At 68.2% G+C, this 22,743-nt stretch carries 19 protein-coding genes; 10 read left to right on the forward strand and 9 right to left on the reverse strand.

From position 1 onward, the window contains the following. The first annotated feature begins 375 nt into the window (after positions 1-375). The 5 genes from glyQ to WS69_RS01690 are packed head-to-tail and all read left to right on the forward strand — an operon-like array spanning position 376 to position 5,846. Positions 376-1,383 (forward strand): glycine--tRNA ligase subunit alpha, encoded by a 1,008-nt coding sequence (gene glyQ / locus WS69_RS01670; protein ID WP_082715876.1) that lies wholly within the window; start codon positions 376-378, stop codon positions 1,381-1,383. A gap of 16 nt (positions 1,384-1,399) precedes the next feature. Continuing rightward, positions 1,400-3,499: a glycine--tRNA ligase subunit beta gene (gene glyS / locus WS69_RS01675; protein ID WP_059469098.1), complete on the forward strand. Its 2,100-nt coding sequence runs from the start codon at positions 1,400-1,402 to the stop codon at positions 3,497-3,499. Between the two features lie 17 nt (positions 3,500-3,516). Beyond that, a complete protein-coding gene (gmhB, locus tag WS69_RS01680) occupies positions 3,517-4,080 on the forward strand; it encodes a D-glycero-beta-D-manno-heptose 1,7-bisphosphate 7-phosphatase (RefSeq protein WP_059469099.1) in 564 nt (187 codons plus the stop codon). Positions 4,081-4,122: 42 nt separating this feature from the next. Beyond that, positions 4,123-4,902, forward strand: a complete 780-nt coding sequence (locus WS69_RS01685; protein ID WP_059469100.1) for a lysophospholipid acyltransferase family protein — start codon at positions 4,123-4,125, stop codon at positions 4,900-4,902. A 47-nt stretch (positions 4,903-4,949) separates the two neighbouring features. Beyond that, positions 4,950-5,846, forward strand: coding sequence for a M48 family metallopeptidase (locus WS69_RS01690; RefSeq protein ID WP_059469101.1), 897 nt, complete (start codon positions 4,950-4,952; stop codon positions 5,844-5,846). 427 nt (positions 5,847-6,273) lie between these two features. On the opposite strand, the gene gloA is transcribed toward WS69_RS01690, so the two are convergent. Continuing rightward, positions 6,274-6,663 (reverse strand): lactoylglutathione lyase, encoded by a 390-nt coding sequence (gene gloA / locus WS69_RS01695; RefSeq protein ID WP_059469102.1) that lies wholly within the window; start codon positions 6,661-6,663, stop codon positions 6,274-6,276. A gap of 359 nt (positions 6,664-7,022) precedes the next feature. Here gloA and WS69_RS01700 point away from each other — a divergent pair, with 359 nt between their 5' ends. After that, positions 7,023-7,961 carry a DMT family transporter gene (locus WS69_RS01700; protein WP_059469103.1) on the forward strand — a complete coding sequence of 313 codons (939 nt, stop codon included), beginning with the start codon at positions 7,023-7,025 and terminating at the stop codon, positions 7,959-7,961. A 505-nt stretch (positions 7,962-8,466) separates the two neighbouring features. On the opposite strand, the gene rsmA is transcribed toward WS69_RS01700, so the two are convergent. The 4 genes from rsmA to WS69_RS01720 all read right to left on the reverse strand — a co-directional run bounded on the left by rsmA (position 8,467) and on the right by WS69_RS01720 (position 14,170). Continuing rightward, complete coding sequence (gene rsmA, locus WS69_RS01705; RefSeq protein ID WP_059469104.1) at positions 8,467-9,294, reverse strand: 16S rRNA (adenine(1518)-N(6)/adenine(1519)-N(6))-dimethyltransferase RsmA; 828 nt, start codon at positions 9,292-9,294, stop codon at positions 8,467-8,469. Between the two features lie 31 nt (positions 9,295-9,325). Beyond that, entirely contained in the window at positions 9,326-10,375 is a 1,050-nt protein-coding gene (gene pdxA / locus WS69_RS01710; protein ID WP_059469105.1) for a 4-hydroxythreonine-4-phosphate dehydrogenase PdxA, read from the reverse strand. Between the two features lie 15 nt (positions 10,376-10,390). Then, entirely contained in the window at positions 10,391-11,740 is a 1,350-nt protein-coding gene (locus WS69_RS01715) for a peptidylprolyl isomerase (protein ID WP_059469106.1), read from the reverse strand. Positions 11,741-11,806: 66 nt separating this feature from the next. After that, positions 11,807-14,170: an LPS-assembly protein LptD gene (locus WS69_RS01720; protein ID WP_059469107.1), complete on the reverse strand. Its 2,364-nt coding sequence runs from the start codon at positions 14,168-14,170 to the stop codon at positions 11,807-11,809. 214 nt (positions 14,171-14,384) lie between these two features. Here WS69_RS01720 and WS69_RS01725 point away from each other — a divergent pair, with 214 nt between their 5' ends. Together WS69_RS01725 and murU are read left to right on the forward strand one after the other, a co-directional pair. After that, the gene (locus WS69_RS01725) at positions 14,385-15,419 is read left to right on the forward strand and encodes an aminoglycoside phosphotransferase family protein (RefSeq protein WP_059469108.1); all 1,035 of its coding nucleotides are present in this window, start codon (positions 14,385-14,387) and stop codon (positions 15,417-15,419) included. A gap of 3 nt (positions 15,420-15,422) precedes the next feature. Beyond that, positions 15,423-16,142, forward strand: coding sequence for an N-acetylmuramate alpha-1-phosphate uridylyltransferase MurU (gene murU / locus WS69_RS01730; RefSeq protein WP_059469109.1), 720 nt, complete (start codon positions 15,423-15,425; stop codon positions 16,140-16,142). A gap of 164 nt (positions 16,143-16,306) precedes the next feature. Here murU and WS69_RS01735 read toward each other — a convergent pair whose 3' ends face one another. Further along, positions 16,307-18,178 carry an ABCB family ABC transporter ATP-binding protein/permease gene (locus WS69_RS01735; RefSeq protein ID WP_059469110.1) on the reverse strand — a complete coding sequence of 624 codons (1,872 nt, stop codon included), beginning with the start codon at positions 18,176-18,178 and terminating at the stop codon, positions 16,307-16,309. Between the two features lie 474 nt (positions 18,179-18,652). On the opposite strand from WS69_RS01735, the gene WS69_RS01740 reads away from it, so the two are divergent. After that, the gene (locus WS69_RS01740) at positions 18,653-19,051 is read left to right on the forward strand and encodes an acyl-CoA thioesterase (RefSeq protein ID WP_059469135.1); all 399 of its coding nucleotides are present in this window, start codon (positions 18,653-18,655) and stop codon (positions 19,049-19,051) included. A gap of 72 nt (positions 19,052-19,123) precedes the next feature. Here the strand turns inward: WS69_RS01740 and WS69_RS01745 are convergent, their stop codons facing one another. Further along, complete coding sequence (locus WS69_RS01745) at positions 19,124-19,603, reverse strand: nitrate reductase associated protein (protein ID WP_059469111.1); 480 nt, start codon at positions 19,601-19,603, stop codon at positions 19,124-19,126. 134 nt (positions 19,604-19,737) lie between these two features. Between WS69_RS01745 and fdhD the strand changes: the two genes are divergently transcribed. Further along, the gene (fdhD, locus tag WS69_RS01750; protein ID WP_059469112.1) at positions 19,738-20,562 is read left to right on the forward strand and encodes a formate dehydrogenase accessory sulfurtransferase FdhD; all 825 of its coding nucleotides are present in this window, start codon (positions 19,738-19,740) and stop codon (positions 20,560-20,562) included. 71 nt (positions 20,563-20,633) lie between these two features. Here the strand turns inward: fdhD and WS69_RS01755 are convergent, their stop codons facing one another. After that, positions 20,634-21,398, reverse strand: coding sequence for an enoyl-CoA hydratase (locus WS69_RS01755; RefSeq protein WP_059469113.1), 765 nt, complete (start codon positions 21,396-21,398; stop codon positions 20,634-20,636). A 96-nt stretch (positions 21,399-21,494) separates the two neighbouring features. Then, complete coding sequence (locus tag WS69_RS01760; RefSeq protein WP_059469114.1) at positions 21,495-22,694, reverse strand: acetyl-CoA C-acyltransferase; 1,200 nt, start codon at positions 22,692-22,694, stop codon at positions 21,495-21,497. Positions 22,695-22,743: the final 49 nt, after the last annotated feature.

Consider the following 22,743-nt stretch of genomic DNA (forward strand, 5'->3'; position numbering starts at 1 on the left):
CGAGCGCCGTCTGCCGCGCGCTGCGTCGAACGTCATGCGCCGCACGCCGCGCGCTCGGCGCAGCGCCGCCGCGCGCCGGGACGCGGCTCACGTCCTCGACATCGCCGGCGGCAAGGAACGTGTCGAGATCGCCGGGGAATCGCGTCGACGCGCCGTGCGCGCCGCCCCGCGCAGCCGCACGTTTTCCCGCGATTTTCGCGCCCGCGAACGCGTATGGAGGGCTGCCCCACCCCGTTCCGGCCGCACCCGTCCGCCGATCCGGTAAAATTGCGTGTTTTAGCACAGACCCAAGCCGCGCGCCGCGCGAGCTGCCGGCGCGAACCTCGCTCGCGCCGGCAGCCCGAAGCAGAGCGCCCAGCGCCACGAAGGCCTCTCATGCTTACGTTTCAGCAAATCATCCTGACGCTCCAGTCCTATTGGGACAGGCAGGGTTGCGCCCTGCTCCAGCCGATCGACATGGAAGTCGGCGCCGGCACGTCGCACGTGCACACGTTCCTGCGCGCGATCGGCCCCGAGCCGTGGCGCGCCGCGTACGTGCAGCCGTCGCGCCGCCCGAAGGACGGACGCTACGGCGAGAACCCGAACCGCCTGCAGCACTACTACCAGTACCAGGTCGTGCTGAAGCCCGCGCCGGAGAACATCCTCGACCTGTACCTCGGCTCGCTGGAAGCGCTCGGCTTCGACCTGAAGCAGAACGACGTGCGCTTCGTCGAGGACGACTGGGAGAACCCGACGCTCGGCGCGTGGGGCCTCGGCTGGGAAGTCTGGCTGAACGGCATGGAAGTCACGCAGTTCACGTACTTCCAGCAAGTGGGCGGCCTCGACTGCAAGCCGGTGCTCGGCGAAATCACGTACGGCCTCGAGCGCCTCGCGATGTACCTGCAGAAGGTCGAGAACGTCTACGACCTGATCTGGACCGAGTGGGAAGAGCCGGGCCCGAACGGCCCCGAGCTGCGCCGCCTGACCTACGGCGACGTCTATCACCAGAACGAAGTCGAGCAATCGACCTACAACTTCGAGCAGGCGAACGTCGACCTGCTCTTCACGTTCTTCAACAGCTACGAAGCCGAAGCGAAGCGGATGATCGAAGCGCAACTCGCGCTGCCCGCGTACGAGCTCGTGCTGAAGGCGGGCCATACGTTCAACCTGCTCGACGCGCGCGGCGCGATCTCCGTGACCGAGCGCGCCGCGTACATCGGCCGCATTCGCGCGCTGTCGCGGCTCGTCGCGCAGGCGTACTACGATTCGCGCGAGAAGCTCGGCTTCCCGATGATCGGCAACCCGGTGCCGGGCGTGCCGGGCTTGACCACCGACGCGCAGGAGGCCGCGCAGCCCGCATGGGCGCCGCCGCTGAAGGCCGAACGCAAGATCGATCAGGACTGACGAGATTCTTTACACCATGACGCAAAACCATCCCGCTTCCCTGCTCGTCGAACTGCTGACCGAAGAGCTGCCGCCGAAGGCGCTCGCGCGCCTGGGCGACGCGTTCGCCGAAGGCATCGCGCAACGTCTCGCCGCGCGCGACCTGATCGAAGGCGAGCTCGCCTTCGAACGCTACGCGACGCCGCGACGCTTGGCCGTCGTCGTGCAGAACGTGCGCGCCGTCGCGCCGGAAAAGCAGGTCCGCGAAAAAGTGCTGCCGGTGTCGGTCGCGCTCGACACGGCAGGCAAGCCGGCCGCGCCGCTCGCGAAGAAGCTCGCCGCGCTCGGCCACCCGAACCTGTCGATCGCCGATCTCGAGCGCGCGCACGACGGCAAGGCCGAAGCGTTCTTCGTCAACTACGCGGCGCCCGGCGCGACGCTCGCCGACGGCCTGCAGGCCGCGCTCGACGAAACGCTCGCGAAGCTGCCGATCCCGAAGGTGATGACCTATCAGCGCCCGGACGGCGCCGACGTCCAGTTCGTGCGCCCCGTGCACCGCCTGACCGTGCTGCACGACGAACGCATCGTGCCCGTCTCCGCATTCGGCATCGACGCGGGCGACACGACGCTCGGCCACCGCTTCCTGTCGGACGGCCTCGTCGCGATCCAGCACGCAAGCGCGTACGCGGACACGCTGCGCGAGAAGGGCCGCGTGATCGCGCACTTCGCGGGCCGCAAGGACGCGATCCGCACGCAGCTCGACGCGCATGCGCAAGGCGACGAGGTCGTGATGCCGGAGGCGCTCCTCGACGAAGTGACGTCGCTCGTCGAATGGCCCGTCGTCTATCCGTGCCGCTTCGAGGACGAATTCCTGCAGGTCCCGCAGGAGTGCCTGATCCTCACGATGCAGACGAACCAGAAGTACTTCGCGCTCACCGACGCGGCGGGCAAGCTGCGCTCGCGCTTTTTGATCGTGTCGAACATCGAGACGAAGACGCCGAGCGAGATCATCGAAGGCAACGAGCGCGTCGTGCGCCCGCGCCTCGCCGACGCGAAGTTCTTCTTCGAGCAGGACAAGAAGAAACCGCTCGCCGACCGCGTGCCGCTCCTCGCGAACGTCGTTTATCACAACAAGCTCGGCTCGCAGCTCGCGCGCATCGAGCGCCTCGAGACGCTCGCGGGCGAGATCGCGCCCGCGATCGGCGCCGACGCGACGGTCGCGATCCGCGCGGCCCGTCTCGCGAAGGCCGACCTGCTGACCGACATGGTCGGCGAGTTTCCCGAGCTGCAAGGCACGATGGGCACGTACTACGCGCGCCACGACGGCGAGCCGGAAGACGTCGCGATCGCGTGCACCGAGCACTATCAGCCGCGCTTCTCCGGCGACGCGCTGCCGGCGACGCCCGTCAGCACGGCGGTCGCGCTCGCCGACAAGCTCGAGACGATCGTCGGCATCTGGGGCATCGGCCTCGCGCCGACGGGCGAGAAGGATCCGTTCGCGCTGCGCCGCCACGCGCTCGGCGTGCTGCGCCTGTTGCTCGAGAAGCAGCTTCCGCTCGATCTCGTCTGGCTGCTGCGTACCGCGTACGAACGTTTCGCGGCGGTGCCGGGCGTCGTCGAATCGACCGACGCGATCTACGCGTTCTTCATCGACCGCCTGCGCGGCCTGCTGCGCGAGCGCGGCTACTCGGCGGGCGAAGTCGATGCGGTGCTGAGCCTGAACCCGACGCGCCTCGACGACATCGTCGCGCGCCTCGACGCGGTGCGCGAGTTCGCGCGCCTCGACGAAAGCGAAGCGCTCGCGGCCGCGAACAAGCGGATCGCGAACATCCTGAAGAAGTCGGAGAGCGGCGCGAACGGCGCGGTGCAGCCGACCCTCTTCGTCGAACCGGCCGAGAAGGCGCTGCACGAGCAACTCGCCGAAGTGACGCCGCGCGTGCAGTCGCAGCTCGAGGCGCGCGCGTACACGGGCGCCCTGTCCGCGCTCGCCGCGCTGCGCACGCCCGTCGACACGTTCTTCAACGACGTGATGGTCAACACCGAGGATCCCGCGCTGCGCGCGAACCGGCTCGCGCTGCTGTCCGCGCTGCATCAGCAGATGAACTGCGTCGCCGACATCTCGAAGCTCGCCGCATAAGCCAGAGGAACCATGCGATGCCGACCAGTCTCAGCAAGAAGCTCGTCATCCTCGACCGGGACGGCGTCATCAACGTCGATTCGGACGCATTCGTCAAATCTCCCGACGAGTGGGTCGCGCTGCCCGGCAGCCTCGAGGCGATCGCGCGGCTCAATCACGCGGGCTACCGCGTCGTCGTCGCGACGAACCAGTCGGGCATCGGCCGCGGCCTCTTCGACATGGCGACGCTGAACGCGATGCATTTGAAGATGCATCGCGCGGCGGCCGCGGTCGGCGGGCGGATCGACGCGGTGTTCTTCTGCCCGCACACGGCCGACGACCACTGCGACTGCCGCAAGCCGCAGCCGGGCATGATGAAGCTGATCGCCGAGCGTTTCGAGATCGATCCGGAGGACACGCCCGTCGTCGGCGATTCGCTGCGCGACCTGCTGGCAGGCGCGGCGCTCGGCTTTCGGCCGCACCTCGTGCTGACGGGCAAGGGCAAGAAGACGCTCGCTGCGGGCGGGCTGCCGGACGGCACGCGCGTGCACGACGACCTGCGCGCGTTCGCGCTCGATTTCCTTTCCGAAGATCACGAGTGATGCCGTCCCGCGCGCATCCTCCCTCACCGTAACGTCACGCCGATGCGCTTCGTCCGCTCCCTGCTGCTTTTCGTCTATTTCATCGTCTACACGGCGCTGTACGCGACCGCGTGCTTCATCGCGTTCCCGTTCCTGCGCCCGAACGCACGCTACTGGATGGCGGCCGGCTGGTGCAAGTCGACGCTCTTCGTCGCACGCTGGCTGAACGGCATCCGGTATCGCGTCGAAGGGTTCGAGAACCTGCCCGACGGTCCCGCGGTGCTGCTGCCGAAGCATCAGTCCGCGTGGGAGACGGTCGCGCTGCCCGCGCTGATGCCGAAGCCGCTTTGCTACGTGTTCAAGCGCGAGCTGCTGTACGTGCCGTTCTTCGGCTGGGCGCTCGGGATGCTGCACATGGTCCACATCAACCGCAAGGACGGCAAGAACGCGTTCGACTCGGTGATCCGCCAGGGCCGCGCACGGATGGCGGACGGCGCGTGGGTCATCATGTTTCCGGAAGGCACGCGCACGCCGGTCGGCAACCAGGGCAAGTACAAGACGGGTGGCGCGCGCTTCGCGATCGGCGCGGGCGCGCCCGTCGTGCCGATCGCGCACAACGCGGGACGCGTGTGGCCGCGCAATTCGTTTATGAAATATCCCGGCACCGTCACGGTGTCGATCGGCAAGCCGATCGACACGCAAGGCCTCACCCCCGATCAATTGAACGAACGCGTCGAAAACTGGATCGAAGCGGAAATGCGCCGCATCGACCCGGACGCCTACCGGCACGAGCGCGACGGCGCACGCGGCGCCGACCGTGCGTCCGACGCCGCGCGTACCTGAAGTCAAGCGAGTTTCACCCATTGCGCACCGCCAAACGAAGCGAACTGATGCCGAAGCGTCCCAGGCCACGGCCGGCCGTCGTGGCGCTCGATCACCGCCAGCTCGACCTGCCGCTCTTCGACGGGCCGGCCGCCTCGCCGTCCCCCGCTTCCCCTTCCGCCGTTCCGCCCGCTTCGTCCGTTGCGCCCGCCGCACCCGCTGCGCCACCCGACGCCGACCGCTCCCGACGCCGCACGCTCGCGCTCGACGGCCGCGTGCTCGAATACAAGCTGAAGCGCTCGGCGCGCCGCACGATCGGCTTCGCGATCGACGGCAGCGGCCTCACGATCACCGCGCCGCGCTGGGTGACGCTCGCCGACATCGAAGCGGCGATCGCCGAGAAGCGCCGCTGGATCTTCAACAAGCTCGCCGAATGGCAGACGCGAACCGAGCAGCGCGCGCTGCCGCAGATCGATTGGAAGGAAGGCGCGCAGATTCCGTATCTCGGCAAGCCCGTCAGCATCGCGCTCGCGTCGGCGAAGGGCGCGCTCTGCTTCGATGCGGCCGCCGCGACGCTCGAGCTCGGCCTGCCCGCGCACGCGAGCGAGCAGCAGATCAAGGATCGCGTGCAGGGCTGGCTGCAGAACGAGGCCAAGCGGATCTTCGGCGAGCGGCTGGCGATGTATGCGGAGAAGCTCGGCGTCACGTATTCGATGTATGCGCTGTCGTCGGCCGCGACGCGCTGGGGCAGTTGCTCGAGCGACGGCAAGATCCGCCTGAACTGGCGGCTCGTCCACTTTCCGATGTCGATCGTCGATTACGTCGTCGCGCACGAGCTGTCGCATCTGCGCGAGATGAACCATAGCCCGGCGTTCTGGCAGACGGTCGAATCGATCTTCCCGGAATTCCGCGAAGCGCGGCATACGCTGAAGCACCATCCGCCGGAGCTGCTGCCGGCGCTCTGAGCGCCGCGCGTCGATGGTGCGGCCGCCCGCTCGCTGGCGATTCGGCTTGCAAACCTCGAACGGGAAACGCTCGCCGCGGCCGAGCGCCGCCGCAGCATCCGACACGGGCCGGTCTTCATCGTCACGACTGCCGGCCGACTGACGCCGGCCCGGATCGATTCAACCGGCTCGGTCTTCTTTTCCTCGCACTGCGTTCGTCCCGCATCGCACATCCGACGCATCCGCGCGACGGCATGCAGCGCATTACCCGCAGCGGCGCTCGAACCCGCGCGGCACCCGCCCGCGAACGCAACCGCGCCGCTGCGTGGCGCAGCCGAAGCCAAGCAAGATCATGGGAACGAACAACGACGCGGTACGCATGCTCGATCGCATCGCGCACCGCAGGCCGGCGCGGAGCGCCGCAGCGCCCCGCGCGGTGAGACTGCGCTCAGTGAATCTTGCGCTGAATGAACTCGATCTTGTAGCCGTCCGGATCTTCGACGAACGCGATCACCGTCGATCCGTGCTTCATCGGCCCGGCTTCGCGCGTGACCTTGCCGCCTTGCGCCTTGATCTGCTCGCACGCCTTGTACGCGTCGTCGACCTCGAGCGCGAGATGGCCGAAGCCCGTGCCGAGCTCGTACGACTTCGTGTCCCAGTTGTGGGTGAGCTCGATGACCGTGTGGTCCCGCTCGTCGCCGTAGCCGACGAACGCGAGCGTGAATTTCCCGTCCGGATAGTCGTCGCGGCGCAGCAATTTCATGCCGAGCAGCTCGGTGTAGAACTTGATCGAGCGGTCGAGATCGCCGACTCGCAGCATCGTGTGAAGCAAACGCATGATGGGTACTCCGTGGGGACTTGCTTGAACGTGCGAATGTACCAGACCCGCGCGATTCCCGCCGGCACGCGCCTCGTCCATCCGGGCAGCAGGGGCGATGCGCGGCGCGCGGCGCGATCGGTTAAGATCGTCGCGGCGGGCTCGCGATGCGTGCGCCGCAACGCTGCCTGCCGCGCTGCGCGACGACGTCCGCCCGGTCGGCGTCCCGTAACGAATCGAAGATCCGAACAACCCTCTCCGACCGCCGATCCCACCGGCCTGCGAACCGTGCGAACCCATTTCTTCGAACCGAGCCGGCCCGCCGAGCGCCCGGCCGGCGTCCCGTTCTCGGCTCACGCCGCCGTTTTCAGGAGCGCCCGATGAGCGCCGTCGCCTATGCGCCGGCGCGCCCGTCGCTCGATTTGCGCGCGATCGGCGTGATGGTTCTGCTGTGCGCGATCTGGGGCTTCCAGCAAGTCGCGATCAAGAGCGCAACGCACGCGATCCCGCCGATGCTCCAGGCCGGGCTGCGCTCAGCGATCGCGGCCATCGGCGTGTGGGCATGGGCGGGCGCGCGCGGCACGCCGCTCTTTCGCGCGGACGGCACGTTCGGCGCGGGCGTCGCCGCAGGCACGCTGTTCGCGGGCGAGTTCGTCTGCCTCTTCTTCGGCCTCACGCTGACGAGCGCCGCGCGCATGGCGATCTTTCTCTACACGGCGCCGTGCTTCACCGCGCTCGGGCTGCACCTGTTCGCGCCCGGCGAGAAGATGCGCCGCACGCAATGGACGGGCGTCGCGATCGCGTTCGCGGGCATCGCCGTCGCATTCGCCGACGGCTTCGCACGGCCGGCCGCGGACGGCGCATCGGCGCTCGCCGGACTCGCGGGCGACGCGCTCGGCGTGCTCGGCGGCGTGATGTGGGCGGCGACGACGGTCGTCGTGCGCTCGACGTCGCTCGCTCGCGCGACCGCGAGCAAGACGCTGTTCTACCAGTTGACGGTGTCGTCGGCCGTGCTGCTGGGGCTCGCCGTCATGACCGGACAGACGACGCTCGCGCACGTGACGCCGCTCGCCGTCGCGAGCCTCGCGTATCAGGGCGTGATCGTCGCGTTCGCGAGCTATCTCGCGTGGTATTGGCTGCTGACGCGCTACAGCGCGGCGCGGCTTTCCGTGTTCACGTTCCTCGCGCCGCTCTTCGGCGTGAGCTTCGGCGTGCTGCTGCTCGGCGATTCGGTCGATGCGCGCTTCGGCGCGGCGGCCGTGCTCGTGCTGGCGGGCATCGGGCTCGTCAACGCGCCGCCGCGCGGCGACGGCAAGTAAGTGCATGCGGGGTTGGTCGAGAGAAATGGAGGCCGGCGCAAATCGCTGCGCCGATGGGCTGATGTGCCAACGTGCCGACGTGCTCACGCGTGGATCTGCAAGCGCGCCGACGTGTCGACGTGCATGTGCCGGCGTGCCGATACGCCAATGCGCTGATGTGTCGGCACGGATACGCCGATGCGCGCAGCGTGAGGATTGCAGGCTTCGGCCCTGAAGAAGCGTTGTCGACGGCACCGCGAAAGCCACCGCGCAGCCATGCCGTCGCCGCGCCCTGGCCCGCCACGCGGCAAGACCGCCGCGTATCGACGATCGACCGCGCATAGATCGAGAAAGCCCCTCGTCCGAGGCCAGCGCGCGGATGCATGCTTACGGCGTCGCGCCCCGCAACCGAAAAGAAGCGATGCCGGAAGCAATCCGCGCAACGACGAAGCCGCCCCAAGCGCCCCCTATCGCCGGCGCCGACCGGACAAAATCGCGCGACGCGCCCTGCCCCGTCAGCCGCCGATCAGCCGCCCGCGCGCCGCGCGCCGACCGCCTGCGCGACGCGCACGTACTCGTCGACGTCGACATCTTCCGCGCGTCGCGCGAGATCGAAGCCGAGCGCATCGAAATCGACGAGATCGCGATAGCCGCCGAGCGTGTTGCGCAGCATCTTGCGGCGCTGCGAGAATGCGGCCGTCACGACTTCGCCGAGCGCCGCCGGATCGACGGTCTGCAACTCGTGCGGCGCATGCGGGATCATCCGCACGATCGCCGAATCGACCTTCGGCGGCGGCTGGAACGATTCGGGCGGCACGTCGATCAGCTTGTCCATCGTGTAGCGGTACTGAAGCATCACCGACAGCCGGCTGAACGCCTTCGTGCCCGGCTCCGCGACCATCCGCTCGACGACCTCGTTCTGCAGCATGAAATGCTGGTCGATCACGACGTGCGCGAACGACATCAGATGGAACAGCAGCGGGCTCGAAATGTTGTACGGCAGATTGCCGATGATCCGCAGCGACGGCTTGTCGCCTGGCAGGGCGAGCGAGCCGAAGTCGAACGCGAGCGCGTCGCCCGCGTGCAGCTCGAGCAGGTCGCCGAAGCGCTGCTTCAGGCGGCCGATCAGGTCGCGGTCGAGCTCGACCGCGTGCAGCGGCGAGCCGGGCGTCGCGAGCCGCGCGATCACGGGCCCCGTCAGCGCGCCGAGGCCCGGCCCGATTTCGACCATCCGCTCGCCGCGCTCGGGCCGGATCGCCGCGACGATCGCGTCGATCACGCCGTGATCGACGAGAAAGTTCTGCCCGAAGCGCTTGCGCGCGAAATGCCCTTGGTGCTGTCTGCTGTTCGACATCGAAAAATAGAAAAACGGATGACGCGAAAATTCAGCCCGCGCGCCGATGGCGCGCCATCGTCACGGCGGTATCGATCGCGGCGACGAGGCTGCCCGGATCGGCGCGGCCCGTACCGGCGAGATCGAGCGCGGTGCCGTGATCGACCGACGTGCGGATGATCGGCAGGCCGAGCGTGACGTTGATGCCCTCGCCGAACGTCGCGTACTTGAGGACCGGCAGCCCCTGGTCGTGGAACATCGCGAGCACGCAATCCGCGTGCTCGAGGTAGCGCGACTGGAACAGCGTGTCGGCGGGATAAGGCCCGCGCGCGTCGATGCCCGCGGCCCGCGCGCGCACAAGCGCCGGCTCGATCACGTCGATTTCCTCGCGGCCGAGATAACCGTTCTCGCCCGCGTGCGGATTGAGGCCCGTCACGAGAATGCGCGGTGCGGCGAGACCGAAGCTGCGGCGCAGGTCGCGGTCGACGATCGCGAGCGTATCGGCGAGGCCGTCGATGGTCAGCGCGGCCGACACGTCCTTGAGCGGCAGGTGCGTCGTCGCGAGCGCGACGCGCAGCGGCCGCTCGCCCGTGCCCGCGAGCATCATCACGACGTGCGGCGTATGCGTGCGCTCGGCGAGATATTCGGTATGGCCGGTGAACGGCACGCCGGCATCGTTGATCGTGCTCTTTTGCAGCGGCGCGGTGACGATCGCGTCGAATGCGCCGGCGACCGCGCCGTCGATCGCCGCGTCGAGCAGATCGAGCACGTAGCGCCCGTTCGCCGGATTCAGCTTGCCCGCTTCGGCGGGTGCGGCGAGCGCGCGATGCGCGACCGCGACATGCGCGTTTGCGACATGCGCGTTTGCGACATGCGCGTCTGCGACATGCGCGTCTGCACCGCTCGCCGTCATGCGCGCCCAATCGACGCCGACCGCGGCTGCGCGCTCGGCGATCAGGCCCGCGTCGCCGAGCACCGTGAAGCGCGCGTCGGGCCAGCGCGCCGCCGCGTCGGCGAGTGCACGGGCCGTCAGCTCGGGGCCGACGCCGGCCGGCTCGCCGGTCGTGATCGCGATGCGCAGCGGCTGCGGGCTGGCGGACATGTTTCGGCTACGCGCTTATTGGACGACGGGCAGCTTGACCTGCACGTACGACGAGTCGCGCAGCTCGCGCAGCCAGTCCGAGTACGCCTGCTCGGCCTTGCGCTGGCCGATCGCCTGGCGCGCGATGTCCATCTGCTGCTGCACCGAGCCTTCCGCGTCGCGGCGGCCGAGCACCTGAATCAGGTGGTAGCCGTACTCGGTGCGCACCGGGTTGCTGACCTGGCCATCCTGCAGGCTGTTCATCGCACGCTCGAATTCCGGCACCGTCTCGCCCGGGCTGATCCAGCCGAGATCACCGCCTTGCGACGCCGAGCCGTCCTGCGAGTAGGTGCGCGCGAACTTCTCGAAATCGCCGCCCGCCTCGACCTGCCGGCGGATGTCGATCAGTTGCTGGCGCGCCTGCGATTCCGACTTGCCTTCGCCGACGCGCAGCAGAATGTGGCGCACGTGCGTCTGCACGATCTTCGGCGACGCGGCCGACACGCTCTGGCTCGCGCGGCGGTCGACGAGACGCACGATCTCGAAGCCGTCCGGCACGCGGACGAGCGTCGGGTTGACCTGGCCGGGACGCAGCTTCGACACCGCGTCGACGACGTCGGACGGCAGCGACGACGGCGACTTGAAGCCGAGATCGCCGCCCTTCTTCGCATCGTCGGCTTCCGAATTGTTCTTCGCGAGCCGCTCGAAATCGACGCCTGACGCGAGCGCCTGCTGCAGCAGGCCTTCCGCCTTCTTCTGCGCGACGTCGATGTCGGCTTGCGGCGCGCTGGTCGGCGCCTTCACGAAGATGTGCTCGAGCCGCAGATCCTGCTGCGAGCCGGCGTTCGGGCCGCGCTGGCTCGCGATGTAGCTCGCGACTTCGGCGTCCGACACGGTGATCTTGCCGTCGACTTCCTTCTCGCGCAGCTTCGAGAGCATCAGCTCAGTGCGCGCGTCGCGCACGAACACGTCCCACGGCACGCCCTGCGCCTCGATGCGCGCCTTGTATTGGTCGAGCGGCATCCCGTTCGCCTGCGCGAGGCGCCCGAGCGTCGCCTGCACGGTGGCGTTGTCGACGACGATGCCGTCGTCCTTCGCCCGCTGGATCTGGATGCGCTCGAGCACCATCTGGTTCAGCACCTGTGCGCGCAACTGGTCGATCGGCGGCACGGGCGCCTTCTGCTGCTGCAGACGGCGCGCGATCAGGCCGACGCGCTGATCGAGCTCGCGCCCGGTGATCACGTCGTTGTTGACGACAGCGACCACCTCGTCGGCGAGCGACGCGCCCTGCGCGCGCAGCGCCTGCGCAGACGCGGCCGGTGCGACCGTGATGAGCGACGCGACCAGACCGGATGCGATAGCCGCGAAGCGAAGGGTTTTCTTCATTGCCACAGGTACTCCATTGAAAGCGGGCTGCGCAAACGCCGCTCGCCGCGAACGCCTCGTCGGCGGTTAATCGTAATTGCTGAAACGCGACAACGGCGCCGGCGCGGGCGGCAGCGGCGTATATCCCTGCACGCCGGCGCGGAACGAGGATACGAGTCCGTTGTCGATGCTCGTCAGCCCCTTGAGCACGAGCTGCGCGAGCACGCGGGTCGACGAATTCTGCTGCCCCGACGTGTTCACGCCGTTCGCGTAGCGCTGGACGCCAACGCCGAACGCCCAGCAGTCGGCATCGTACTGGAAGCCGACGAGACCGTCGACAACCCGGCTGCTCGCGAGATCGTAGTTGAGCCGGCCGACCGCATAGAGCCGCCGCGTGAGCGGCCATTGCGCGGACACGAGAACCTGATTGATCGGCTCGTTGCTGAGCGTCGCGTTCTGCCGCGTGTAGCGATAGCCGACGTTGATCACGCGCCGCTCGCCCGGGCTGTAGCCGAAGCCGACGCTCGACTTGACGAGCTGGTTGTTGTCGACGTTGTATTGGAACGCGGTTTCCGACGCGAAGCCCGCGCCGAGCTTGACCGACGCACCGAGGATCAGGTCGGAGTGCCGCGCGGTCGCGGACGCGTCGGTCGGCAGCAGCGTCACGCGCTGGTCGGTGAAGTAGTACTGCTGCGCGATGACGAAGCGCGCGCGCTCGTCGCCCGTCGTCGGATTGATGAAGCGGGTCGTGAGCGCGGCCGTCAGGCGGTTCGCGTCAGCGATCCGGTCGTTGCCGACGAAGGTGTTCGGCGTGAAGATCTCCGCGAGCCCGAAGTCCGACACGGCCGTGTCGAAGAGCGGCGCGTCCGACTGGTTCCGGTACGGCGTGTACACATAGTACAGCCGCGGCTCGAGCGTCTGGATGAAATCCTGGCCGAACAGGCGCACCGAGCGGTCGAAGATGAGCCCGGAATCGAAGCTGAGCGTCGGAATCGAATAGGTGAAGCGCTTCGCCTGGCCGGGCACGCCGCCCGTCGTCGTCGTCAGGTCGTACGACGCGAAGTGCATCTGCGCCTTCGGTACGACGAAATAGCCGGGACCGTACACCCCGTACGACACGTACGGGTTGAACATCACGCGATCGCCTTCCGGCTGGTCGGCGGTCGTGATCCGGAAGCGCGAATAATCGGCTTCCGCGCCGAAGTCGAAGCCACCGACGTTGTACTTCGCGTACTTCACGTTCAACTGCGGCTCGCGGCCGTACGGCGCGACCGACGGCGCGAGCGTCTGCCAGTGCTGGTAGCGCCCGAGCACGGACCACGGCCCGTTGTTGTACGTCAGGCCGGCTTCCTGCTGATAAATCGTCTGGAGCCCGTTCACGAACTGGTTCGTGGATCCGAGATCCTCGGGATACAGGTTGTCCGAAACCTTGTTGAAGTAAACGTAGCCGCCGAAGCCGTTGCCGAAGTTCTGCTGGTGCTGCCAGTAGATCGCGTAGCGGTTGCGCTTCGCGACACGGTCGTCCGGCAGGTATTCGCCCGTCAGCGTGCCCGAATAGTTCGTCGACAGATAGCGGAACGTCGCCTGCGTGAAGATCCCGCGCTTCGAGATGATGTGCGGCGTGACCGTCAGGTCGCGATTCGGCGCGATATTGAAGTAGTACGGCAGCGAGAATTCGAAGCCGTTCGTCGAGCTGAACGGCGAGAACGTCGGCGGCAGGAAGCCGCTGCGCCGCTCGCCCGACAGCGGGAACGTGAGCCACGGGCTGCCGAAGAGCGGCACGCCCTGGAAGAACAGCACGCCGTTGCGCGCGACGCCTTCGTCGGCGCCCGTATCGAAATCGAACTCGGTGCCCTTGATGTACCACGCCGGGTTCGTCGTGCACTGGCAGCCCGTGTAGGTGCCGTTCGTGAACACCGAGCGCTCGCTGTCGAGCAGTTGCACCCGCTCGGCGCTGCCCGAGCCGCCCGTCGCCGTGAAATGGTACTTCGGCGTCGTCATGAAGCCCTGGTTCGCCTCGACCTTCAGATGCGCCTCGGGGCCCGAGAACGTCGTGCCGGCGTTCGACACCGTGACCTTGCCGTACGCGTCGGCCATGTCGGTGTCCTGGTCGTAGTGGATCGCATCCGCCTTGACGACCGCATTGCCGCGCCGGATCTCGGCCGAGCCCTTCGCGGCGAGATCCTGGTCGGCCGTGCCGTTCGTGTGGTCGCCCAAGACGAACGTCGCGGGCTTGCCGCGCTGCTTTTGCGGATGCTCGTCGAGCTGCGGCGCGAGGCGAAGGTCCCACGGCGAGCCGAACGCCTGCGGCTCGGCCGCGGCGCCCGACAACTGGGCCTGCGACACCGCCGGCACGAGGCCCGGTACGGCCAAAAGCGCGACCGCGAGCCGTTTTTTGCGCGGCGCGGCATCGCAAGCTGGGACGAGCGGGAATAACGTTTTAGGCGGCATCTATCGTTCGGCGAATCGACCCTGTCAAACCCGGCCTCCGCACGTCGCAGCCCTCGCAATCGAACCGTGACTGCGGCTTCGCGCATACCGGGGGAAAACGGGCAAACGAGCGGCGTGGCGGACTGCGGGCCCGCGCCGGCGGGGATTGACACGGGACGCGTCAAAAAAGTCGTGGGGTATTATATGGCAAGACGTTCCCCCTCCCCGACTTTCAATGACGCAGCCCTTGGCCGATCCCCGCCTCGCCCTCCTCACCGACTGGCTCGCCACGTTCGCCGACCGCTACGCGCTCGACCCGGCGTCGCTCGTCCCTGCGTCCGCCGACGCGAGCTTCCGGCGCTATTTCCGCATCGCGAGCGCGGCCGCGCCGGGCGGAACCGCGATCGCCGTCGACGCGCCGCCGCCAGAGAAATGCCGCGAGTTCGTGCAGCTCTCGCAGTTGCTCGACGCGGCCGGTCTGAACGTGCCGAAAGTGCTCGAACACGACTTCGACGCGGGCTTCATGCTCATCACCGATCTCGGCACGCGCTCGTACATCTCCGCGCTCGATCCCGCCGCGCCGGACGCCGCTCGGCCGCTGATGCGCGACGCGCTCGACGCGCTGATCCGCTGGCAGCTCGCGTCGCGCGAAGACGTGCTGCCGCCGTTCGACGAGGCGTTCCTGCGCTGCGAGATGGAGCTGATGCCCGAGTGGTACGTCGGCCGGCATCTCGGCAAGACGCTCACGGATAACGCGCGCGGCGTGCTCGACCGCACGTTCGCGCTGCTGATCGCGAGCGCGCGCGCGCAGCCGCAGGGCTACATGCTGCGCGACTTCATGCCCCGCAACCTGTTGATTGCTCAGCCGAACCCGGGCGTGCTCGACTTCCAGGACGCCGTCTACGGGCCGCTCACGTACGACGTCGTGTCGCTCTTGCGCGACGCGTTCATCAGTTGGGACGAGGCGTTCGAGCTCGACTGCTTCGCGTACTACTGGGAAAAGGCGAAGAAAGCCGGGCTGCCCGTCGAGCCCGACTTCGGCGAGTTCTACCGGCAGCTCGAATGGATGGGCCTGCAGCGCCACATCAAGGTGCTCGGCCTGTTCGCGCGGATCAACTACCGCGATCACAAGCCGCACTATCTCGCCGACCTGCCGCGCTTTCTCGGCTACGCGCGCAAGGTCGCGCTGCGCTACCGGCCGCTCACGCCGTTCGCGAGGCTGCTCGACGAGCTCGAAAACAAGACAGCCGAAGTCGGCTACACGTTCTGAACGATGACGCACACACTCGACACGGCGATGATCTTCGCCGCCGGGCGCGGCGAACGGATGCGCCCGCTCACCGACACGACGCCGAAGCCACTCCTCGCGGCGGGCGGCAAGCCGCTGATCGTCTGGCAGATCGAGCGGCTCGCCGCGGCGGGCATTCGCACGATCGTCGTCAACCACGCATGGCTCGGCGAGCGGATCGAGGCCACTCTTGGCGACGGCTCGCGCTGGGGCGTGCGGCTCGTCTATTCGGCCGAGCGCGAGGCGCTCGAAACGGCGGGCGGAATCGCGCAGGCGCTGCCGTTCATCGAGGACGGCGGCGGGCCGAAGGTGTTCGTCTGCGTCGCGGGTGACGTCTACGCAAACTTCGACTACGCGACGCTGCGCGCGCGCGCCGCCGCGCTGGCTGCGGCGCCCGAGCCCGGCATGCACCTCGTGATGGTGCCGAACCCGCCGTTCCATCCGGCGGGCGACTTCGCGCTCGACGGCGACGGCCTGCTGTCGCTCGACGGCGTGCCGCGCGTCACATTCGGCAACATCGCGCTCTACGACTCGCGAATGTTCCGCGCTCTGCCCGCCGGCACGCGCAGCCGGCTCACCCCCTATTTTCGCGAAACGATCGCCGCGCGCCGCGCGACGGGCGAGCTATATGCGGGTGTGTGGGAGAACGTCGGCACGCCGGCGCAACTGAGCGAGCTCGACGCCGCGCTGAGGGCAGCGCGCTGAAGCCGGCCGGCTGACGCCCGCTCGCCCGGGTTCATCGAGCGGCTCCGGCGTGATCCGCCGAGCGTCCAGCCGGCCGCCAATCGGCAACGACACAACGACGCGCCGCTATCGGCCGAGACGCGCGAGTCCGCGCCACCATGCCGCGCGCGGCGCGCCCCGCCCCATTAAACCTCTTCCGCCGCCGCGCCGTCGGCCGCCGCGCGCTGCTGCTGCAGCGCCCACATCTGCGCATAGAGGCCGTCTGCGCGCAGCAGCTCGGCATGCGTGCCGCGCTCGACGATACGCCCGTGGTCCATCACGATGATCTGGTCCGCGTGCACGACGGTCGACAGCCGGTGCGCGATCACGAGCGTCGTCCGGTGCCGCGCGATCTGCTCGAGCTCGTGCTGGATCGCGCGCTCGGAACGCGAATCGAGCGCCGACGTCGCTTCGTCGAACACGAGGATCGGCGGGTTCTTCAGGATCGTCCGCGCGATCGCGACGCGCTGCTTCTCGCCGCCCGACAGCTTGAGCCCGCGCTCGCCGACGGGCGTGTCATAGCCCTTCGGCAGACTTTCGATGAACGTGTGGATGTGCGCGGCGCGCGCGGCCGCGATCACCTCGTCGCGCGTCGCCGACGGCCGGCCGTACGCGATGTTGTAGTAGATCGTGTCGTTGAAGAGCACCGTGTCCTGCGGCACGATGCCGATCGACGCGCGCAGCGAATCCTGCTTCACGTCGCGGATGTCCTGGCCGTCGATCGTGATCGCGCCGCCCGTCGCGCGACCGAGATCGTAGAAGCGGAACAAGAGGCGCGACAGTGTCGACTTGCCCGAGCCGCTGTGGCCGACGACCGCGGTCGTCGAGCCCGCTTCGATCGTGAAATCGACGTCGTGCAGGATCTGCCGCGCCGGCTCGTAGCTGAAATTCACCCGTTCGAAGCGCACCTGCGCGCCGCTCACCTTCAGCGCGGGCGCGCCGGGCGCGTCGTCGACTTCGCGCGCGGCCGACAGCAGCCCGAACATCCGGTCCATGTCGGTCAGGCTCTGCTTCAGCTCGCGGTAGACGACGCCCAGGAAGTTGAGCGGAATGTACAACTGCAGCATGAAGGTGTTGATGAGGACGAGGTCGCCGAGCGTGAGCTTGCCCGCGAGCACGCCCTGCGTCGCGCGCCACAGGATGAACACGAGCCCCGCGCCGATGATCGCCTGCTGGCCGAAGTTGAGAAACGACAGCGAGTTCTGCGAACGGATCGCCGCCTTGCGGTAGCGCTTCAGGTTCTCGTCGTAGCGCTGCGTTTCCCACTCCTCGTTGCCGAAATACTTGACCGTCTCATAGTTGATCAGCGAATCGATCGCACGCGAGTTCGCACGCGAATCGAGCTCGTTCATCGTGCGGCGGAAATGCGTGCGCCACTCGGTCACCTTCACGGTGAACACGATGTACGCGACGAGCGCCGCGAACGTCACGTACGCGTAATACGCTTCGTACTTGACGGCGAAGAAGCCGAGCACGAGCCCCACTTCGACGAGCGTCGGCAGGATGCTGTACAGCGAATACGAGATCAACTGCTGGATGCCGCGCGTGCCGCGCTCGATGTCGCGCGACATGCCGCCCGTCTGCCGTTCGAGGTGAAAGCGCAGCGACAGGCCGTGCAGATGCCGGAACACCTGCAGCGCGAGCCGCCGCACTGCGCTCTCCGTCACCTTCGAGAACAGGATTTCGCGCAATTCGGTGAAGAGCGACGTCGATAGACGCACGAACGCGTACGCGACCACGAGGAGCCCCACGCCGCCCGCGAGCACGATGCTCGCCGACTGCTCGGCGCGGCCGAGCGCGGTCAGATGCTGGACGGCGGCGAGACTGTCGACGATCCGCTTCATCACGACGGGCACGCCGAGGCTCGCGACCTTCGCGCCGATCAGGCACGTGAGCGCGAACGCGACGCGCCACTTGTAGGCGGTCAGGTACGGCAGCAGCGAGCGGATCGTCTGCCAGTCGTTGCGCGGCCCGGTCGCGATGGGCGCGGGCTCGGAAGAAGCGGGATAGCGGCGCATGGGGGAGTTCGTGGGTTCGCTTCGTCGGTGAAAGTATGCGTTTCGGGTTCGCACGGCCGGCGTCGGTGCGACGCAGGGGCGCGGCGCGCGCGAATCGCGCGTCGGCGGCCATCTGCATCCGCCGTCCCGGCCGCCGCATGGCGATCGGTCTCGAGCCGGCTGGCTACGCCACGCGCGCCGCGTAGCCAGCCGGCGGGCGGCACGAATCGCGCGACGAAATACCCGGCGGACTGCCGGCGCGTTCCGGTCCATGCGGCACGGCGGACGTTGAGCTGCCCGCCCGGCTCGGCCCATGCGGCTTGGGCGACGCAATTCTGCCCGCCCGGCCCGGCCCCAATCCACACTTTCTCGTACAATTTCAGAACTTTGTATTCTCGCAGAAGCCGGTTCGCGCCGCTGCGCGCCGCCTCGCCCGCGGCGGCGCGCGAAATCGCGCAAGCCGGCCGCTTTTCTTACAAGATGGAAGCTTCAACCATGACCGATTCGCCCCTGCAACTCCCGCAAAAACCGCCCGCGCTGCGCGTCGTGCCGCAACCGTCCGACGCGAACGTCCACGGCGACGTATTCGGCGGCTGGATCATGGCGCAGGTCGACATCGCGGGCTCGATCCCGGCGTGCCGCCGCGCGAACGGCCGGGTCGCGACGGTCGCGGTCAATTCTTTCCTGTTCAAGCAGCCGGTGTTCGTCGGCGATCTGCTGAGCTTCTACGCGAGCATCGTCAAGACGGGCAACACGTCGGTGACGGTCGACGTCGAGGTTTACGCACAGCGGATGAGTCTGATGAGCGAAATCGTCAAGGTGACCGAAGCGACCCTCACCTACGTCGCGACCGACGCCGATCGCCGCCCGCGGGCGCTGCCGCCGCTCGAATAAGCGCGGCTGCGCGTCGCATCCGGCGCCCGCGCGCGAACGGCGGGGCAACGCGCGTGGCGCCGCCTCGCCCGCTCAATGCGCGGAGAGGCCGAACTCGCGCATCGCGGGGATGAAGTCGTGGTTGAGCTTCGGCTTGCGCGACAGCTTCGCGAGCACGTAGCGTTGAAACGGCGTGAGCGTCGCCCACTGCGCGGCCGACGGCGCCTGCAGCCCGGCCAGCCCGCTCTGCGCGACGAGCGCATCCGGCACCGCATCGGCGCTGCGCCAGGCCGGATGCTCGTCCGGCTGGAACCAGCTCGGCTCAACGTTCGCGTGCGTACGCAGCATCTCGAACAGCGCATGATCGAAGTTCGGCTCGATCACGACGTCTTCGTCGGCCGGAAAGCGCGCGAGCAGCTTGCGATCCTCGATCGGCAGCATCTGCCATTGCTCGAGCGAGATCCGCAGCCCGAAGCGGTCGAGGTTGAAACGGACGATCATCGGAATGTAGGTCAGATCCTCCGACGATACGACTTCGAAATTGAACAGCAACGGCGCGTCGCTCAGTCCCATGTTTGCACCCACTATGACGTTTGCCGGCACATTTGGCCTGTCTGGAGTATTTTAGAACCTTCGCGGGCGACGGGCGTGCCGCCGGACGCCGCGCCCCGCTCGTCCGCCCCGTCCAATCGAAGGAGTAGTCCCCCGTGAGTCTGTCCGAAACCGTCGAACCCAGCGGCATCGTCGAGCTCGCGGTGCGCAGGCGGCGCGGCGACGCGGTCGAAGCGACCGTCGACCACGTCGGCCAGGAATGGCCCGTCGCGCTCGTGTTCAACGGCATCTCGCACGCGGTGATGATGTGCACGCCACGCGATCTGGAAGCGTTCGCGGTCGGCTTCGCGGTGTCGGAAGGCATCGTCGAGCGCGGCAGCGACGTGAAGGACATCGAAGTCGTGCTGCACGGCGACGCGCCGCTGCCGCACGCCGAAGTGCAGCTCACGGTCGTCCAGCAGGCGTTCGCCGCGCTGAAGGAGAAGCGCCGCGCGCTCGCGGGGCGCACCGGCTGCGGCGTGTGCGGCATCGAGAGTATCGATCTGCTCGATCTCGTGCCGGAACGCGTGCCGGATACCGGCTTTCTCGCGCGCATCGCGCCGGATGCGATCGCACGCGCGGCGCGCGATCTCCCCGCCCATCAGGTGCTCACGCGGCAGACGGGCGGGCTGCACGCGGCCGCGTGGTGCGACGCATCGGGCGCGATCGTCCACGCGTTCGAGGACATCGGCCGCCACAACGCGCTCGACAAGCTGATCGGCACGCTCACGCTCGAACGCGCCGACATGACGAACGGCTTCGTCTTCCTGTCGAGCCGCGCGAGCTACGAGCTCGTGCGCAAGTCCGCGCGCGTCGGCATTCCGATGGTCGCGACGATCTCCGCGCCGTCGTCGCTCGCGATCGAAATCGCGCGGCAAGCCGGGCTGCGGCTCGTGAGCTTCTGCCGCGAAGCGGGCTACGTCGACTACGGCTCCGCTTAGCGCGCCGCCGCATCGATGGGCGTGCGGCGGAAGCGGCACACCGCCGCACGCCGCCGCGTTTGCGTTCGCGTTCAGTCGAACTGCCGGAAGTCCGGCTTGCGCTTCTCGAAGAACGCAGTGATCGCCTCGCGCACTTCGGGCGAGCGCAGCATCCGGCCGAACTGGTCGCCTTCTTCCGACATCCGCGCGGCGACGTCCGCGCCGCCCCCCTTCTTGAGGAACGCCTTCGTCGCGCGCAGCGACGATGCCGGCAGCGCGACGAGCTTCGCCGCCTGCTCCGCGGCGAACGCGTCGAGATCCGCGGCGGGCAGCACGCGGTTCACGAGGCCGATCCGGTGCGCTTCGAGCGCGTCGAACGGCTCGCCGAGCAGGAGCTTCTCGGCCGCGACCTGATGGCCGGCAAGACGCGGCAGCAGCAGGCTCGACGCCGCCTCGGGACACAGGCCGAGCTGCGCGAACGGCAGCGAGAGCTGCGCGGTGTCGGCCGCGTAGACGAGATCGCAGTGCAGCAGCATCGTCACGCCGATGCCGACCGCGACGCCGGAAACCGCCGCGATGACCGGCTTCTGCGCGCTCGCGATCTGGCGCAGAAACTGGAACACGGGTGCGTTCTCGTCCTTCGGCGGCGCCTTCATGAAGTCGTCGAGATCGTTGCCCGCGCTGAAGTTGCCGTCGCTGCCGCGAATCACGATCGCGCGCACCGACTTGTCATCCTGCGCCGCCGCGAGCGCATCGGCCATCGCCTGGTACATCGCCGCGGTGATCGCGTTCTTTTTCGCGGGGCGCGCGAGCGTGATCGTCAGCACGCCGCCTGCGTTTTCGATCTGGATATCCATCTGAGCCGTCTCCATGGCTGTTTTCATTCGATAAACAAAAAAAACGGTGCGCGAGCTGGTCGCCCGCGCACCGTCGTCATGCGTCGCGCGCTCCGATCAGAGCCGCTCGATGATGCCTGCCGCACCCATGCCGGTCCCGACGCACATCGTCACCATCCCGTACTTCAGGTTGCGACGACGCAGGCCGTGCACGACGGTCGCCGCGCGAATCGCGCCCGTCGCGCCGAGCGGGTGGCCGAGCGCGATCGCGCCGCCGATCGGGTTGACCTTCGACGGATCGAGGCCGAGATCGCGCATCACCGCCAGCGATTGCGCGGCGAATGCTTCGTTCAGCTCGATCCAGTCGAGATCGTCCTGCTTCAGGCCCGCCGCCTTCAGCGCGGCCGGAATCGCTTCCTTCGGGCCGATGCCCATGATCTCCGGCGGCACGCCGCGCACGGCAAAGCTGACGAAGCGCGCGAGCGGCGTCAGGTTGAACTGCTTGAGCACCTTCTCCGACACGACGAGGAGCGCGCCCGAGCCGTCCGATGTCTGCGAGCTGTTGCCCGCCGTCACCGAGCCCTTGTTCGCGAACACCGCGCGCAGCTTCGCGAGGCCTTCGATCGACGTGTCCGCACGCGGGCCTTCGTCGATCGCGATCTCGCGCGTCTTCGTCTCGATCTCGCCCGTCGCGAGATTCGGGAAGCGCTCGATGATCGTGTACGGCGCGATCTCGTCCTTGAACTCGCCCGCCTGCTGCGCGGCGAGCGCCTTCCTGTGCGACTCGACCGAGAACGCGTCCTGGTCTTCGCGGCTCACCTTCCACTGCTCGGCGACGCGCTCGGCGGTCAGGCCCATCCCGTAGGCAATGCCGACGTCTTCGTTGCGATCGAAGATGTGCGGCGACATCGACGGCTTGTTGCCCATCATCGGCACCATGCTCATCGATTCGACGCCGGCCGCGAGGAGCGCGTCCGATTCGCCGACGCGAATGCGGTCCGCCGCCATCGCGAGCGCGGTGATGCCCGATGCGCAGAAGCGGTTCACCGTCACGCCGCCGACCGTGTTCGGCAGGCCCGCGAGCAGCGCGCCCATCCGCGCGACGTTCAGGCCCTGCTCTGCCTCGGGGATCGCGCAGCCGACGATCGCGTCTTCGATCAGCTTCGTGTCGAATTCCGGCACCTGCGCGATCGCCGACTTGATCGCGTGGACGAGCAGCTCGTCCGGGCGCGTGTTCTTGAATGCACCGCGGGGCGCCTTGCCGATCGGCGTGCGGCTTGCGGCGACGATGTATGCGTCTTGCAGTTGTTTGCTCATTTGAGACTCCTGTCGACCAGAGTTGGCACTTCAGCGCTGACTCTGGTCC

Source organism: Burkholderia sp. BDU5 (assembly GCF_001522845.1).
Lineage (GTDB): Bacteria > Pseudomonadota > Gammaproteobacteria > Burkholderiales > Burkholderiaceae > Burkholderia > Burkholderia mayonis.